The sequence below is a fragment of the Aneurinibacillus thermoaerophilus genome (assembly GCF_019603355.1).
GTDB lineage: Bacteria > Bacillota > Bacilli > Aneurinibacillales > Aneurinibacillaceae > Aneurinibacillus > Aneurinibacillus thermoaerophilus.
This window is the reverse complement of the sequence record NZ_CP080764.1, coordinates 1,230,202-1,245,526: the sequence shown is the minus strand read 5'-3', so window position 1 is coordinate 1,245,526 and position 15,325 is coordinate 1,230,202. Positions and strand designations below refer to the sequence as shown.

Sequence of the window (15,325 nt, the reverse complement as noted above, 5' to 3'; positions counted from 1 at the left end):
TTGACAAATTTCTCGATATAATAACCATGATCTAGCATTATCGCAGGAGGGCATACATGAACCATCATCTACGCAATATCTTCGCTATTTTGGTCGGCTCCGCTATCATGGGATTTGGCATTAACTACTTTAACATCGCCAACCGGCTGGCGGAAGGCGGGATTACCGGGATTACCCTGCTTCTTAAATACACGTTAAACTTGGATCCAGGCATCACCAATCTTGTATTGAATATACCCCTGCTTTTTATCGGATGGAAAATGCTCGGACGACAGTCGGCCATATATACGATCATCGGTACAGTAGCCGTGTCTTTTTTCCTCACACTGTTTTCAGCATTTCGCCATCCGATGGAAAATGATACGCTTCTTGCCGCGCTGTACGCGGGCGTGACGGTCGGACTTGGGCTTGGCATCGTATTCCGTTTCGGCGGCACAACCGGTGGCGTCGATATTATAGCCCGGCTGTTCAATAAACATTTCGGCTGGAGCATTGGCCGTACGCTGTTCATCTTTGATTTGTTCGTTATCGGCCTGTCTCTGTATTATCTCAATCTTGATTTGGCGATGTATACGCTGGTTGCATTGTTTGTGGCGGCGCGTGTTATCGATTTCGTACAAGAAGGCTCTTATGCAGCCAAAGCGGTTATGATTATCTCCGATCATGCAGTGGATATTTCCCAACGCATTATGCAAGAAATGGGACGTGGAGCGACGCTGCTAAAGGGCCGGGGCGGCTACACCGGACTTGATAAAGAGGTGTTATACTGCGTGGTAAGCCGCAATGAGATCGTTCGCTTTAAGAATCTCATCCATGAAACCGATCCCCACGCATTTATCATCATCAATGATGTGCATGAAGTATTTGGCGAAGGTTTTACGCTGGATGAGAAGAAACAGCCAATACGATAGGCGCTAGGAAGAAAAAGCAAGAAAAACGACAACCGTCTCGGCCCAGATGTTTTGCGGATGCCGCTTTTGCCGAAGAAGGGCGGATAGATAATATGCAATAAGTTAATACAAGCGCGAGAAGAAGAGGCAGATGTAGTAGCAAGTCGAAAAGTTACAACTCTCTTCTTCTTTTCTTCTTCAGATTCTGCTCTGCCTTATACTTTTTCCATCCGACATAACCTAAGGCAGTAAAAATAACAGAGGCAAAAAGAGCGATAATTAAGAACGGCGATTCCGGCGGCATACCTAACGCGAAAGCGGAAGTGTCTTCGCCAACAAATATGGCGTCTACAACTCGATTCAATTCATTGAGCGCATTTGCAATCGCGTCCCAGTTGTATTGGGCTTTTCTTGTTTCCTGCAATAAAAAACTGTAAATCGAATACAGCATTTCTATCTGCTGTGCGGTGGCGGAAACAGTAAACGCAGGCTTTAGTGTCTGGTATAGCTGCAAATTTTGCATAAACGTCCGAGAAAAATCGCTTTCCTTCCGTCCGGCTGCCAGCAGTATCATTTTATTGATATGTTCCTTATACGAGTTGTAATAATTCTTCCATAATGGCTGCCTCTCATGCGTCAAACTGTCGATCGAAAGGCGCACTTGAAGCGCGTGCCAGAGCAAACGATCCGATTCAGGTTCCACAGCGGCAAACGCCCGCTTCGCTTTCAGTATCGTATCAGAAAGCGCATTTACCGCTTCAAGAGAAAGTCCTTTCGGCGGCTTCGTTTCCGCAAACAGCACACCAAGCTCCGTCAGGCTTTGCTTCGCTTCACTGTATTTTTCCTCTTTTGTTAGCTGATAAATATCCTGCGACAACTGATCCATTCGCTGGTATGCAGACAGCGTTTGTTCGGGCACTTGGGTGGAGGAGACACGTTTACCCAGCACCATCCATCCTGTATACAAGGCCATAAAAAGGAAAGCAACACTCATTACGATAAAAACAATTTTTTTCACGACTCGTCCTCCCCTTCTTACTTACATATGTATGGGGAAAAGGACAAGGATATGCTTATTATCGGGCGAACCGCCGATGATATTGAACAAGAGTGTATATCAACCAAAGGCTAAAAAGGCTTAGCCCAAACGTCGCAAAACCTACGATTTGATCATACGGCTCCAATTCATCCGCCAGCCATGGATGAATATCGAGCGTATAGTCGAGCAAATCATTGAGCAGTGTCCAAGCAGCTACCCAGAAAATATGGCCCATCTTAAGCGTATAAAAACGAGCGTACAACAAAGATTCCAGCGCCATACCGCCATGTGAAAACATCAGCATGTAATGCTGCCAATTCAGCTCGTCTCCGAGCGCGGCGCCAGCGATAATCACAGCAACAGCCCAGACACCGTATTTAAAATTCAGCACCGCCGCGAACGCCTCCAAAGACGGAATGCTACGTCCGGCAAGCAAAGCGATGAGCACTAAGGTGAACAACGTGCTCGCTGTCGGGCTATCCGGTACGAACAACCGTAAAAAAGCGGGCGAAGTCGACTCCAGCTGATATGCGTACCAGATAAAACCATAGATCGAACCTAGACCGTTAACGATAATCATTGTCCAGAGAAACCAAGAAGCGCGCAAAGAAGCCATAAACCATTTCCACAATGTTGTCATGCTACTCATCCTTTATTATGTATTTTCTCCGCCAAAAAAGACCAGACGGTTTCCCATCTGGCCTCTTTTCGTTTATTTTAGCGTTTTTAAGTACTCAATCATCGAGCTCATTTGCTGATCAGACCAAGATGCGCCAATCGGCGGCATACCGCCACGGCCGTTCTTAAGCACTTCAGCCACACCTTCCGGCTTTAGCTTATCAACTACACCATGAAGAGTCGGTGCTCCAGCACCACCATTCAAATCCTGTCCGTGGCAAGCCATGCACTGGTTTGCTATCGTTTTGCCTTCCTCGGCTGTGCCACCGGTCGGTGCCGCAGCGCTTTCGCCGCCTCCTGCCTTTGGTTCAGCAGGAGCCACCGTACCGCCGTTCGGTGCCGGAGCCGCGCCTTGACCATCGCCTTTCAGGCCAGCCAGGTATTTAACAAGCTGATCAAGCTCTTCCGAAGAGCCCTGGAACATACCAGGTGGCATGCCGCCGCGTCCATGCGTAATCACATCGCGGATTTGTTTTTCGTCCAGGCGACTTCCGACATTCCAGAGCGCCGGGCCTTGTCCGCCTTCCATATTCGCGCCATGGCAACCTTGACAGCTTGCTTGTTTTGTCCAAATCGGATCCGATTTAAAGTCAGCAGGTGGTTTCGCTGCCACTCCACCTGCGCCCGGAGCCGGTTCTGGATGTAAACGGTTGTGCTCATCAACCGCAGCCCAGGTTAGATAGAAGATGCTCACCAATGCAAGCAACATAAGACCTGTCGCCACCGGACGCTTGGACGGCTTACGCTCCGGCGATGTATCAAGCCATGGAGCCAGAAGCAGCGCGCTAAACGCGATGCCCGGGATAACCACAACCCCAAATACGACCCAGTTCCCAGATTGCCATGGATATTTCAGCAGCTGATACAAAAACAGAAAGTACCAGTCCGGAAGCGGAATGTAGCTTGCATTGTTCGGGTCTGCTTTGTCTTCAAGCGGCGCCGGATGGCTAACGGTGAGGATAAGAAAAGCGATTAGAACAACCGCAGCAACCATCCATTCTTTCAATAAGAAGTCGGGCCAAAACGCTTCGGATTTGCCCGGAAATTCTGCATAAGACGGAGCGATGTTCGGCGTCCGTTTCGCGGGCACGCGCGAGTCACCGACATACTCAATCGTCTTGTCATGCTTTGCCATTCTTTTACCCCCCTTATCCTTAGATCGAACCCCATCTTATAGCGGTCCAGAAATTCCCTGTCTCCGAATCATAATAAAGTGTGCGCCCAGAAGAGCAAGCAAAGCGCCGGGCAGGAAGAACACATGGATCGCAAAGAAACGCGCGAGCGTTCCGGCACCGACAATCGGACCACCTTGTAGCAATATTTTGATAAATCCGCCAATTAACGGCACTTGTTCGGCAATCTGGATACCTACCTTCGTCGCAAAAAACGCCTTATCATCCCAAGGAAGCAAGTACCCTGTAAAACCCAATCCCAGCATAACGAAGAAAATTAACATCCCTACAACCCAGTTCAATTCACGCGGACGTTTATATGCTCCTTGAAAAAATACGCGCAGCGTATGTAGAAACATCATAACAATGACAAGACTTGCACCCCAGTGATGCATACCGCGAACAATGACCCCAAAAGCTACTTCGTTCTGCAAATACTTAACGGATTCGTATGCGTTTTTAATATCGGGCACATAATACATGGTCAGGAACATACCGGACAAAATTTGAATGACAACGATAAAAAATGTAAGTCCACCGAAACAATAAACAAACGCCGAAAAATGATGGGCCGGGTTTACGTGCTCAGGCACTTCGTGGTCTGCAATGTCACGCCACATCGGGGTCACATTGAGACGCTCGTCAACCCAATCATACACTTTGCGAATCATGTCACATTATGCCCCCTCTGCAATCGTGTTTGCCTTAACATCACCAAGCAGTACTTTGCCGCCTTTCACTTCGACCTCATACTGATCAAGCGGTTTCATTGGCGGCGTCCCAGGCACGTTTTTTCCGTTCTTCTCATAACGTCCCAAATGACATGGACAGAAGAATTGGTTTTTATGCTCTGGACTCGTGTTCCAGCTTACTGTACACCCCAAATGTTTACAAATTGGTGAAAGCGCAATCACTTGATCGCCCTGTTTGTACACCCAGGCTGTTAGAGGAGTCTCATGCTCGCCGGTCCAAACATCTTTAATTTTCTTCTTGAAATTGAAACTTTTCGGCTCTTCGGTAATTTCGCTTAAGCTCGCTACAGGAATTTTTCCGCCGGCCGCGTCTGCTTTTTGCAGCGCGGGATCGATCGCGAATCGAATCATCGGTGCTAACATCCCAGACGCTAAAAACCCACCGACTCCAGTGAGACAATAATTGAGAAATTGTCTTCTGGATACCCCCTTGTTGTCTCGTTCACTCATACTCTAACCTCCTATCCTTATGATAATGGCTGCATATGCTACAACACATCTTTACCAGGACATAATCATCATACTGAAAGGGGGAATGAACTGTCAAGAATTTGCATCCGAGGAAAGAATATAGATTGTTGCGCTTTTCTTCTTGTTATATAATTTGTCACAATTTGCTTTCTATTCATCATAGCCACAGTGCAATACAGTGTTTTACAAGCCGATCGCTTTCGTGCCGCGCTTTTTCCAAAAATGTTTTTGAATCCGTTTTCTCTTCTGGCGGTGCAGAAACAATATAGGTATTGATCTGTTTTTTCATTAATGCTGTCGACATAGCGCTATCATTTGTAACCACTAAACAATGTGGAAATCTGTCGATAAGACCATAAATATTTTGTGCGATGAAATCACAGGCAATCTTCACGGAACTTTCTTTTTTAGATATAACGCTTAACGGCTGGAACAAAAAAAGACGCCCGGTCAACTGTCTTTCTACATAACCACATACTCTCTCCAACCAAAGCTGCTGCTTTACCCAATTGATATCCCAACAAGTACCCAAGACGCATACAGGGTAAACAAGCGTGTCCACATATTCTTCCATTCCGATCATTTGCTCCATATCTTCCGTTTTCCACCGCATGATTTTCCCTTCTTTCCTTTCGTTTTCTTTTCAAAATTATGAAAAAGACTCGCGGGCGTTGTCGCTCGCCTTTTTCCTTTACTAAAAAAACCCGGAGATTCCGGGTTTAGCTTACCATAAACTGCCTGAGAAACGCTACTCATTCACTTCTTCATCCAACATTTTTTTCAACTCGCTGCTAAGTTCCTTAAATTTCGCTTCATCTCCTGCTTCCAGTGCCTCATCAATATGCTTATACAAGGTATCAAGTCGGTATTTGCGAATCGCTTCATCCAAAATCATTTCTGCCAACAAACTGAACGTCGAAGGATGAACAAGGTTTAGCTTTTGCTTTCCCATTGGTTTTCCCTCCAAATCAATGTTGCACCGTGTAGCCGAATGTATAGATGTTTACTCACTGTGTCGAACGCCTTCTTACTCCTTGCGCCTAAAATAACCACAATATTCAGAATTAAACAACTTTGCGTCACCTATGCTCTGTTCCACAAAGAAGAATGACGACCTTCCTACTTTATCATATTCCCACCTGCGTAATGTGTCCTTGTATTAGTTACAATTTTATAACTTATCTAGTATCTAATAAAGATTTACCCCAACTTGTTAGACTATAAACAACCTTTCCTTCAGGAAACATGCCCCGGCGCAAAAGTCCAAGATGAACCATCATGGCTAGCAAGCGGCGACGGATCACAGCTTCTTGTGAATCGTAATAAAAGGGAAGAACCCAGTTCCGCAACGCACAAATAAGGCTCTCTTCTTCCAACCATTCCGCCTCGCAAACGCAAGCTACTAACTTCCACAAACTTTCAATCGAAGGAATTGCTTTTTTGTAAGATAACAACCAAAACTCGACAAGGCGCTCCGCTCTTTCTTCTCTTCCCTGCTCCTGACAAGCCACCTGCCGCATGCCTTCATCAGTTAACACCAATTCTTCTTCCCGCTCGCTTAACCATTGCCTATAGTGTGCAAAATCATACAACAGAGCCAGGCGGTCGGGATAATCCCGGAATCTCCTTCCGTATCCGAAACGCCATTCCTTTCCATCAGTCAAATTTTCGCGTACAGACATCAGTTCCATCATTTTTTGTTGCTGCTTACGATACATTACCCCTTCCTTGGACAGCGGTACACGATGTGTTTGTACATATAGCAAAAACTTTTGCAAATCATGAGCCATTACATACGTGTCGTCGCGGTATAAATCTGGCTTCGTATAATTACCATATGCAAGTGCACGCACTTCTTTAACAAAAATTTCCCGAAAACGATGTCGCAAATCCTCAGGCATTGTAAATGTTGGGGCAAATTGCTTTTGCATGCGGAATAACCACCCGCGCTCCAGCGCTTTATGAAGCAGCTCCTCGTGTTCATTGTGTTCGATCTTCTCACAATATGCTTTCCGTGCCCGGCTCAGCAGCGCTTCACGCGTATATTCCTTTTTCCGCTCATAAATAATCGGGAGCAAAAAACGCTTCTCCTCCCAGTTTAGCCCTTTATGCAAATCTTGAAAAAAAGCAGCAGAAGTCAAACGGTTATGGAGACTTTGAATAAGCTCATGTTTCGAATTACGATTGCATTCCAAGTTATAAATAGAAGCAAGTTGATGAAGCTGCCGGATATCGGCATATACAAGCGTGTCAGCCAGATTCACCCTCATCTCACCTTTCGCGATTATCCTCTGTTACCTGTCATTATTGACAGAAAGAAAAGCAGACTATACCTCGTGTCCCATCGGACAACCGCGCTCATTTTTACTGTCCGTTTATCTGCTGACGCAAACCCTCATACCTTTGCCGCGTATCCCAAAACTCATCTTCGGTCGATAGTACCCGCTCATAAGACAGCAGCGCCTCTTCCTTATCTCCTTTTGCTTCTGCCACACGTCCCCGCCAGTACCAATATGCCGCAGCCTCTTCATCCAATTTATACAGGCGCGAAAGCGCATTTTCGGCCCTGGCCCATTCTTCCATCGTAACAACGAGACGCAAATATCCGCATAACAACTCTTCTTCTTCAACATGGAGCGCAAGCGCCCGTTCATAAATTACCAGCGCCTGTTCACGCATGTTTAACTTCCATAGTGCTTCCGCGAGCAACGGGTAAGCGACCACATAATCAGGATCGACTTCAATCAGACGCGCAAGACTTCGTACTGCCCGCTGCCAGTTTCCCGTTTGATATGCGATCATCCCCGCTCCGTACAATGCTTCTGGCACTTCTTCGCTTTCCGCTGCTTTTTCGTATAACGCAAGCGCTGTCTCGAACTCCCCCTGTCGTGCTGCCATGCGGGCTCGTTCTAATAAAATGGCCGCATCATCTTCAAATCTTTTAAGCGCCTGCCACTTCTCCATCGCCCGTCCACTTTCTCCCTGCTCGGCGTACAATTTGCCCAATAAATATTGAACTTCCTCGTTGTCCGGCGCAAGTTCGGCAGCCCGCTCCAAATACCGGATCGCTACTTCTTCAAGACCTTCAAGTAAGAACACTTCGCCAAGCAAAGCGTATACACGGTAATCATCCGTTCCTCCTTCCTTTATAGCAAGCAATATATCCATTGCTTCCTGCAGCCTGTCCAAATCAATATATAGCGATGCCCGATACACAGCTATTTCGTGCCACGCCTCTTCGCTCTGTCCGCCGCACTGCGCTTCCAGCTTATCTAATATCGCAAGCGCCGTCTCATGATGTCCTAACTCATGATATATAGTAACAAGCTGCATCTCAAGCTCAGTATTTCCAGAATATTCTTCTTTCAACTCTTCAAGGCCCTCAAGCCCTCCTGCAATTTCTCCAGCTTCAAGCAAAGCGAGAGCCTGATTCAGCCGTTTCTGCCATTTTTGCTCCATGCAAAACCTCCCGGTTCTTTTTGCGCTAATTAGGTACTTTTTCACTGCACGATGACATATGCTTTCTTACTTCATCAAAAAGAAAAACCGTCCGGAACGAACGGTCAGCCTGTATGTTTCTTCACGCGCGAAAGCCAGTTCATGCTGATCACAGTAACCAGTATACCAAATAACGCCATAAGTAAACCATAATGAATGCGAGGCACACGTTCTTTGGCAGACAAACTGTATGGAATCGGATCAGCAAGGCTGGCGATCACACCGTATTGAGCGTTTTTTCCAGCTCCTTTACCCGCATCTGGCACAAGCGACAACGCCTCTGCCGATAGAACCGTGTCCGTCGCTGTATCTATGGGCATCGCCTGCATGGCCTCATTTAACTGCTGTCCAAGCATAATCAAAGGTAACAGACAGGCAAGCAACGCAGCAAATGCGAAACCGGTAATCAGCCGACGCACCACAGGTGAAATAGGCCTGGCGTGTTCCGGCGCAGGAGATGCCCATTTATTTTCTTTTAGAATTCGCTCCATCACTTTATCAGAAACTGTAACATGTTCATATGCGGCAGGCAAAACAGGGGAATGAAGGAACGTCTGATTCGAATCTATGTAAACAGCGTGCTCTTCCTGACAAGCCGGGCACTGTTCGAGGTGCTCCTCCACTTCTTCTTCAAGCGAGGAAGATAACTTGCCTTCCATATAGTCCGGCAGCAGTCGTCGAAAGGTTTTACAATTCATGCCTATCTCATTCCTTCCGCTTCATCGAGCGCTGTGTCCAATATGTATGGTTCTAACTGTTGCTTAATACTATGACGGGCGCGAAACAAAAGAGACTTAACAGAACTTACGGTGGAATTTAGAATCATAGCGATTTCTTTATAATCCAATTGTTCGTATTCCCGAAGAATAAGGGCTGTGCGCTGTTTTTCAGGCAATCGGTTAATCGCCTGGCGCACGAGATGCACACGTTCCGTGCGAAGCAGTTCCTGTTCCGGCAACTTATCGAGCGCGATACGCGCAGGCTGTTGCTTGCTATCTTCGAGATATACCTCGGAATTCCGACTCTTTCGTAATTCGCTTAATACGGTATTACGGGCAATCGTATACAGCCAAGTGGAAAACGATGCTTCTACATCCCTGAACGTTTGCAGGCTGCGAAACGCCTTATAAAATGTCTCCTGCGTCAAATCTTCCGCCAAATTTTCCATATTATAACTTTTTAACATATGAAGAATAAAAGCGAGAATTCTGCGCTCATAACGGTTGATAAGTTCAGCATAATAGTCTACCCGACCGTCTTTAATCTCACGGATCAACTGAGAGTCAGTTAACTGAGAATCAATACTAGCCAAGATCGGTTCCCCCCTTCATTGACTCCCAATCCTCCCCGGCGCCACCCATATACCCCATGAAAATTCGGCAGCTCCGGGGAGCATATCTACATATCTGTTCTTTTCTCTTTGCTTCCCTACTATTACGCTCTGTAAAAAACGATATCTCCATTATCTAAAAACATCTAAAGATAAAAAGTTGAAGTTTGCTATACCGTTGCAAAAAATAATTGTTTGCTTCTTCTTCCTTTCGTATAGACGAAAGTAGGGCTCCAAAATGTTGCATCATTCGCCAAATTTTTTTTTGGAAGCAAAAAAAAGTCAGCTTCTGTGCCAGGTACGATCGCTCCTTTGTCCGGATAAGCAGAAAACAGCTTGGCGGGAAGCCGGGCTCCAGCTTCCACCAAGCGGCGCAGCCTGTGTTCACGCTTCTCCTCCTGTTCCGTATAGGCATAAGCCAGCGAAACCTGGCCAAACTGTTTCCAGCGAAACGAAAGGGACGAACGATTGTTCATTTCCCAGGCGACATATCCCCAGGGCAAATATTTTACAGAGGAAAGGAAGCGAATGATCCCTTCGTCTTCGTCCAGCACAAGCGGAATCCCCCGCCCTTCCAGCATGGAAACAAGGAGAGAAAGCTTATCGCATAACCAGCGCTTTTTCTCACGCAGAGACCATTCCCCGGTAAACGAAATCTTTACGCTAAGGCGGTATTTTGCAAAGCCGGCAAGGAGGATGGACCAGAATGACCCTGTCAATTCATCGGATGGGGCCACCATCATCTCCAGCATAGGAATACGATGCGCCAATACGCTTCTGATAAGCGCTTCGCTTACGTGCCGATACGGCACACGAAGCCGGACGCGATGCGCAAGGCGGCTGTTATGATGCATAGCCAACTCATATCCTAACCATTTGCGCCAATCAGGCACATGAACTATCGTAAGCTCATCAACATAAATTGTAAACCCCTTTTTTAACCAGGACTTCTGTACTTCCTTAAATTCATCATTGGTTGTTCGCGTGCTGCCGAGCGAAGAACCGAAATGGAAAAAGCCAGGCAGCATATATTGTTCACTTCCATCTATCTCTTTTATCGGCGGTTTCGGAGCAATATGTTCGTGAATATAATAAATTTTTTCTCCTTTCACCCAGACATCAGCCGTAAAACAGCGTTCCGGATTTACAATGGTCACACCGCGCACGATAAATTCCATCTTATCCCTCCGTTTATTCGCTTTGTTTCAGGTCGCTTCAGGTGCTGCCAAGCGCCACGATAACGTTTTACAACGTCATAACATGTCCATTTCTACATGCATATGAGGCGTCGAAAAAAAAATGCTAGAAAAATATTCTGTTATAATTTGTCGATTGATTAGGGCTTTTCTGGCACCGGACGAAGTAATACAATGAGACATGTGACTGGATAAAGATATCAAATCATGCGACTTATCAAGGAGGCGTGGTTATAGATGGAAGAAAAGAGATTAATTCATCTCATTATGGAAAAGCGGCGCTCGATGCACTCTCTTTACATTCAAGCGAATAAGAATTTGCGGGATGAAAAGGTGCTGGCAGCAAGCAAAGAGGTAGACCGTCTGATTAATGTTGTAATGAAGCAAAGAATGTCTGCGCGCAGTAAAATTCATTGCTAAAAGCGGACGTACCGGTCATCCGAATGCTTTTAAAAAACGCTGCAACCAAAAATGGAAGTCTGTTTGCATAACATAGATAGTCACTCAGACTTCCTCAGGGCGAATGAATGACATCTCTGGGACGAAAATCCGGAAATAAGCCTGAAGAACTGGCAGCCGGATTTTTTTTCTTTTCAAATAGCAACAACCGTGTTTTGATTCGACAAAAAAAATCCGCTTCGCCATGATAGACGAAGCGGTATGGGAAGTTCCCATATATGGATAGGAGTGGAGAGAAACCATACTATAATCTCCATTATAGAAAAAAACGGTAAAAAGTCAATAACTTATTCAGATTTATTTAATTTTTTAAATGATTCATTCAATCGTTTGTTCTAACTTTGTAAAAAATCCCGGGAACGATACATTGATGGACTCAGTATTTTGAATGGTTGTCTCTCCTGAAGCCGCCAGCGCAGCAACCGCTGCCGCCATGCCGATCCGGTGATCGCCATGGCTATCGCACGTAGCACCCGTAAGTCGTGTTTTGCCTCGGATGATCATGCCGTCTTCCGTCGGTTCAATATCCGCACCAAGCTTGCCGAGTTCCGCTACCACCGTATCAATCCTGTTCGTTTCTTTTACTTTTAATTCGGCTGCATCACGGATAACCGTAACACCTTCTGCCTGCGTCGCCAACACCGAAATGACAGGGATCTCATCAATCAGGCGCGGAATGATAGCTCCGCCGATTTCTATGCCTCTAAGCGGCGCATGCTTAATTTCAATATCGGCTACCGGTTCACCGTTCGTCTCCCGCACGTTGTACAGAATCAAATCGGCGCCCATCTCTTTCAATACATCAATAATACCGGTCCGGGTTGGATTCATACCAACATTACGAATCATAAGATGACTGCCCGGCAAAATCGCAGCCGCTACCAGCAAGAACGCTGCCGAAGAAATATCTCCAGGAACTTCAATACGACCGGGCGACACAAGGCGCTGCCCGCCGCGGACACGCACACCGCCTTCAAATGATTGTACTTCTATACCGAATGAACGAAGCATCCGTTCCGTATGGTCGCGCGACAATCCCGGTTCATACAGCACAGTCTCTCCTTCTGCCTGCAATCCTGCCAGCAGCACCGCCGATTTCACCTGGGCGCTACTCACCGGGGAACGATACTCAATTCCTTTTAAGTTTCCGCCGCGAATGGATAATGGCGTGAAGCCCCCGTTCTGTCTTCCTGCGATATCAGCACCCATCTGGCGCAACGGAATCGTGACCCGTCCCATTGGACGACGGGCAATGGATTCATCGCCTACAAGCACGCTATGGAACGGTTGAGTTGCCAGAATGCCCAGCATCAGGCGGATCGTCGTACCGGAGTTTCCGACATCCAGAACCTCTGCCGGCTCCGTCAGACCGTACCAACCTTTCCCCGTGATACGCACATGCTCGCCTTCCTGTTCAATATCAATGCCCATTTTGCGAAAGCAAGAAATCGTGCTTAAACAATCGGCACCCGGAAGAAATCCTTCGATGGTTGTCGTTCCTTCTGCCAGCGCGCTAAACATCACAGCCCGGTGCGAAATCGATTTATCGCCGGGAACTGTAACCTCGCCCCGGACGCTGTTTACGCCTTGTATTTTTTTCATGTCATCCACCTTCCTACTCACGCTCATATACGCCATACCCTTCAGCTTGCAGTGCGGCCCTCGCTTTTTCCATATCTTCCTGACTGCGAAACGAAATCCGCAATACCCCAAGAATGTCTTCCCGTGTCTCTAAAATCCGGATGTTTGTAATGCTAATATTTTGCTTTCCAAGCAAAGTCGTTATTCGGCCAATGACCCCCGGTTCATCCGGTACATCGACATATAAATCAAAATAGGGGGAAAGAGCTCCCTTTTTCTTTTCTGGCAATCCATCACGAAACCGGCGGGCATCAGCAAAAAACTTCTCAATCCCTTCCCCGTCCGCTTTTTCAATTAAGTCAGAAATCCGCTCGAGCGTCTTTTTCCAATCTTCAGCTAGCTTTTTCATGACCTGCCGGTTGTTCAGCAAAATGTCGCGCCACATCCGTGGGTTACTGGAAGCGATGCGGGTAATATCGCGGAATCCGCCCGCCGCCAGGCTGCGGTACCAATCTTCTTCATCGTTGTACGAAGCGATCTGGTTAACCAGCGTGGACGCGATAATATGCGGAAAGTGACTGATCGCACCGACTACCTCATCATGCTTTTTTGCATCCATCAGCACCACTTTCGCGCGCGTCGGAGCCAGCAGCCGGGTCAGCTCATTCACGATCGTCTTAGGCGTATCCTCAGCCGGCGTTAGAACGTAATACGCATTCTCAAATAAACGATCATGGGAAGCTTCCACACCTGACTTATGAGAACCGGCCATCGGATGTCCGCCGATAAAATATACGCCCCGTTGTGCAAACCCGTGCGATAGCTCCATGATGGACACTTTTGTGCTGCCAGTATCTGAAATGACCGCGCCTTTTTTCAGAGGTGTATAGCGCAGGAAAGAAATCAACTCCTGCAGTTTGCCCACAGGAGCGCATAAAAAAATATAATCGGCCTGCACCACCGCTTCGGCCAAATGTGTCGTTCCTCTGTCAATAACGCCGAGGGACTCGGCCATGCGCAAATTCTCTTCCACTACATCAAATCCAGTAACATGTACATTTTCGTTTTTTTTCAGGGAAAGGGCCAACGACCCCCCGATGAGCCCTACCCCTAGAATTGCAATTTCTGTCATACGTCTGCTTTCTCCTCCACTTTGCATCTGCTTCATGCAGGGCATTATTGTTTCGCGGGGGCCAACACCGCTTTCAATGCAGCCAGCATTTTCTCATTTTGCTCTTTGCTTCCGATCGTCACACGAATCGCCTGCGGGAACGCGCGAATAATTACACCCTGTTTCAACATCTCTTGAAAAACCTCTTTTGTATCCCGCTCCACTATCGCATATACGAAGTTTGTTTCCGAACGGTAATACGGAACGCCTATCTCGTCCAGTCCTGCGTACACTTGCTCCAATCCTTCCATATTGGCCGCTTTGCAACGTGCGACGAATTCCTGATCCGCCAGTGCGGCGAGGGCCGCTTTTTGACCGAGATGGTTTACGTTAAACGGTTCACGCACGCGGTTTAGTTTATCAATAATTTCCTCTGCCGCTATGCCATAGCCGACGCGCAGCGCCGCAAGACCATAAATTTTTGAAAATGTGCGCAGAATAATTAGATTTTTGTATTTTCTCAAAAGCTCCAGCGAACGCGGGAACGCGTCATCTTTTACATACTCTACATACGCTTCGTCCAGCACAACAAGCACATGCTCCGGCACTTGATCCAGGAAGCGGATAAGCTCTTCTTCCGTCACGATCGTTCCGGTCGGATTATTCGGATTGCACACCCATACGACGCGCGTATTCTCATTCACTTTCGCCAGCATACCGTTCAAATCATGCTTGCCTTCAACGCACGGAACTTCAATCACTTCTGCACCTTCGATCGTTGCGTTCGTTTTGTACACGACAAACGTCGGGGCTGCCATTATGGTATTCGTACCTGGCTCTAAATACGCGCGGGCAAGTAACATCACTATTTCGTCCGAACCATTGCCAAAAATAAGCTCTTCTTCTTTTACATTCAAAAAAGAAGCAAGCGCAGAACGTAATTCAAGGCAGGCGCCGTCCGGATAAATCGGCAAGTTGTCAAGCTGTGACACGATTGTCTCTTTTACTCTTGGCGAGCAACCGAAGGGGTTTTCATTGGATGCAAGCTTGATCACTTCAGTTAAACCTAGTTCCCGCTTTACATCCTCGATCGGTTTGCCTGGTTCATACACAGGCAAGTTTACAATCCGGGTTTTTGGAATCATACT

The 15,325-nt window shown here is 47.0% G+C and carries 16 protein-coding genes and 2 pseudogenes; 2 read left to right on the top strand and 16 right to left on the bottom strand.

Annotated features, from left to right (window positions below; genetic code table 11):
• Positions 1-56 precede the first annotated feature (56 nt).
• The gene (locus tag K3F53_RS06690; RefSeq protein WP_057899276.1) at positions 57-911 is read left to right on the top strand and encodes a YitT family protein; all 855 of its coding nucleotides are present in this window, start codon (positions 57-59) and stop codon (positions 909-911) included.
• A gap of 151 nt (positions 912-1,062) precedes the next feature.
• On the opposite strand, the gene K3F53_RS06685 is transcribed toward K3F53_RS06690, so the two are convergent.
• The 13 genes and pseudogenes from K3F53_RS06685 to K3F53_RS06630 all read right to left on the bottom strand — a co-directional run bounded on the left by K3F53_RS06685 (position 1,063) and on the right by K3F53_RS06630 (position 11,008).
• The gene (locus tag K3F53_RS06685; protein ID WP_057899277.1) at positions 1,063-1,908 is read right to left on the bottom strand and encodes a sporulation protein YpjB; all 846 of its coding nucleotides are present in this window, start codon (positions 1,906-1,908) and stop codon (positions 1,063-1,065) included.
• Between the two features lie 58 nt (positions 1,909-1,966).
• A complete protein-coding gene (locus K3F53_RS06680) occupies positions 1,967-2,569 on the bottom strand; it encodes a DUF1405 domain-containing protein (protein ID WP_057899278.1) in 603 nt (200 codons plus the stop codon).
• Positions 2,570-2,641: 72 nt separating this feature from the next.
• Positions 2,642-2,854 (bottom strand): annotated as a pseudogene (locus K3F53_RS19345) (c-type cytochrome); the annotation flags it as partial.
• Between the two features lie 117 nt (positions 2,855-2,971).
• Positions 2,972-3,742, bottom strand: a pseudogene (locus tag K3F53_RS06675) (c-type cytochrome); the annotation flags it as partial.
• Positions 3,743-3,778: 36 nt separating this feature from the next.
• On the bottom strand, positions 3,779-4,450 hold the full coding sequence (gene qcrB, locus K3F53_RS06670) for a menaquinol-cytochrome c reductase cytochrome b subunit (protein ID WP_057899279.1): 672 nt from the start codon (positions 4,448-4,450) through the stop codon (positions 3,779-3,781).
• Positions 4,451-4,456: 6 nt separating this feature from the next.
• Positions 4,457-4,981 (bottom strand): ubiquinol-cytochrome c reductase iron-sulfur subunit, encoded by a 525-nt coding sequence (locus tag K3F53_RS06665; protein WP_057899280.1) that lies wholly within the window; start codon positions 4,979-4,981, stop codon positions 4,457-4,459.
• A gap of 178 nt (positions 4,982-5,159) precedes the next feature.
• Entirely contained in the window at positions 5,160-5,615 is a 456-nt protein-coding gene (locus K3F53_RS06660) for a DUF2487 family protein (protein ID WP_057899281.1), read from the bottom strand.
• Between the two features lie 135 nt (positions 5,616-5,750).
• Positions 5,751-5,954, bottom strand: a complete 204-nt coding sequence (locus K3F53_RS06655) for an IDEAL domain-containing protein (RefSeq protein ID WP_057899282.1) — start codon at positions 5,952-5,954, stop codon at positions 5,751-5,753.
• Positions 5,955-6,180: 226 nt separating this feature from the next.
• Positions 6,181-7,266, bottom strand: a complete 1,086-nt coding sequence (locus K3F53_RS06650; protein WP_057899283.1) for a hypothetical protein — start codon at positions 7,264-7,266, stop codon at positions 6,181-6,183.
• 100 nt (positions 7,267-7,366) lie between these two features.
• Complete coding sequence (locus K3F53_RS06645; protein WP_220559878.1) at positions 7,367-8,461, bottom strand: tetratricopeptide repeat protein; 1,095 nt, start codon at positions 8,459-8,461, stop codon at positions 7,367-7,369.
• Positions 8,462-8,565: 104 nt separating this feature from the next.
• Positions 8,566-9,198 carry a zf-HC2 domain-containing protein gene (locus K3F53_RS06640; RefSeq protein WP_057899285.1) on the bottom strand — a complete coding sequence of 211 codons (633 nt, stop codon included), beginning with the start codon at positions 9,196-9,198 and terminating at the stop codon, positions 8,566-8,568.
• 2 nt (positions 9,199-9,200) lie between these two features.
• The gene (locus K3F53_RS06635) at positions 9,201-9,812 is read right to left on the bottom strand and encodes an RNA polymerase sigma factor (protein ID WP_236781879.1); all 612 of its coding nucleotides are present in this window, start codon (positions 9,810-9,812) and stop codon (positions 9,201-9,203) included.
• A 188-nt stretch (positions 9,813-10,000) separates the two neighbouring features.
• Positions 10,001-11,008, bottom strand: a complete 1,008-nt coding sequence (locus K3F53_RS06630; protein WP_057899286.1) for an amidohydrolase family protein — start codon at positions 11,006-11,008, stop codon at positions 10,001-10,003.
• A 255-nt stretch (positions 11,009-11,263) separates the two neighbouring features.
• Here K3F53_RS06630 and K3F53_RS06625 point away from each other — a divergent pair, with 255 nt between their 5' ends.
• On the top strand, positions 11,264-11,446 hold the full coding sequence (locus tag K3F53_RS06625) for an aspartyl-phosphate phosphatase Spo0E family protein (RefSeq protein WP_057899287.1): 183 nt from the start codon (positions 11,264-11,266) through the stop codon (positions 11,444-11,446).
• Between the two features lie 357 nt (positions 11,447-11,803).
• Here K3F53_RS06625 and aroA read toward each other — a convergent pair whose 3' ends face one another.
• From aroA to hisC, 3 genes are read right to left on the bottom strand one after another with little or no spacing between them, the layout of a single operon-like run.
• On the bottom strand, positions 11,804-13,087 hold the full coding sequence (aroA, locus tag K3F53_RS06620; protein ID WP_220559867.1) for a 3-phosphoshikimate 1-carboxyvinyltransferase: 1,284 nt from the start codon (positions 13,085-13,087) through the stop codon (positions 11,804-11,806).
• A 13-nt stretch (positions 13,088-13,100) separates the two neighbouring features.
• Entirely contained in the window at positions 13,101-14,198 is a 1,098-nt protein-coding gene (locus K3F53_RS06615; RefSeq protein ID WP_091260713.1) for a prephenate dehydrogenase, read from the bottom strand.
• A gap of 44 nt (positions 14,199-14,242) precedes the next feature.
• A complete protein-coding gene (hisC, locus tag K3F53_RS06610) occupies positions 14,243-15,322 on the bottom strand; it encodes a histidinol-phosphate transaminase (protein ID WP_057899290.1) in 1,080 nt (359 codons plus the stop codon).
• Positions 15,323-15,325 lie beyond the last annotated feature (3 nt).

Bases quoted from the DNA above. Each gene is read 5' to 3' on its own strand.
- K3F53_RS06690 (WP_057899276.1), top strand. From the start codon at position 57: ATGAACCATCATCTACGCAATATCTTCGCTATTTTGGTCGGCTCCGCT.
- K3F53_RS06680 (WP_057899278.1), bottom strand. From the start codon at position 2,569: ATGACAACATTGTGGAAATGGTTTATGGCTTCTTTGCGCGCTTCTTGG.
- qcrB (WP_057899279.1), bottom strand. From the start codon at position 4,450: ATGATTCGCAAAGTGTATGATTGGGTTGACGAGCGTCTCAATGTGACC.
- K3F53_RS06665 (WP_057899280.1), bottom strand. From the start codon at position 4,981: ATGAGTGAACGAGACAACAAGGGGGTATCCAGAAGACAATTTCTCAAT.
- K3F53_RS06660 (WP_057899281.1), bottom strand. From the start codon at position 5,615: ATGCGGTGGAAAACGGAAGATATGGAGCAAATGATCGGAATGGAAGAA.
- K3F53_RS06655 (WP_057899282.1), bottom strand. From the start codon at position 5,954: ATGGGAAAGCAAAAGCTAAACCTTGTTCATCCTTCGACGTTCAGTTTG.
- K3F53_RS06645 (WP_220559878.1), bottom strand. From the start codon at position 8,461: ATGGAGCAAAAATGGCAGAAACGGCTGAATCAGGCTCTCGCTTTGCTT.
- K3F53_RS06640 (WP_057899285.1), bottom strand. From the start codon at position 9,198: ATGAATTGTAAAACCTTTCGACGACTGCTGCCGGACTATATGGAAGGC.
- K3F53_RS06630 (WP_057899286.1), bottom strand. From the start codon at position 11,008: ATGGAATTTATCGTGCGCGGTGTGACCATTGTAAATCCGGAACGCTGT.
- K3F53_RS06625 (WP_057899287.1), top strand. From the start codon at position 11,264: ATGGAAGAAAAGAGATTAATTCATCTCATTATGGAAAAGCGGCGCTCG.
- aroA (WP_220559867.1), bottom strand. From the start codon at position 13,087: ATGAAAAAAATACAAGGCGTAAACAGCGTCCGGGGCGAGGTTACAGTT.
- K3F53_RS06615 (WP_091260713.1), bottom strand. From the start codon at position 14,198: ATGACAGAAATTGCAATTCTAGGGGTAGGGCTCATCGGGGGGTCGTTG.
- hisC (WP_057899290.1), bottom strand. From the start codon at position 15,322: ATGATTCCAAAAACCCGGATTGTAAACTTGCCTGTGTATGAACCAGGC.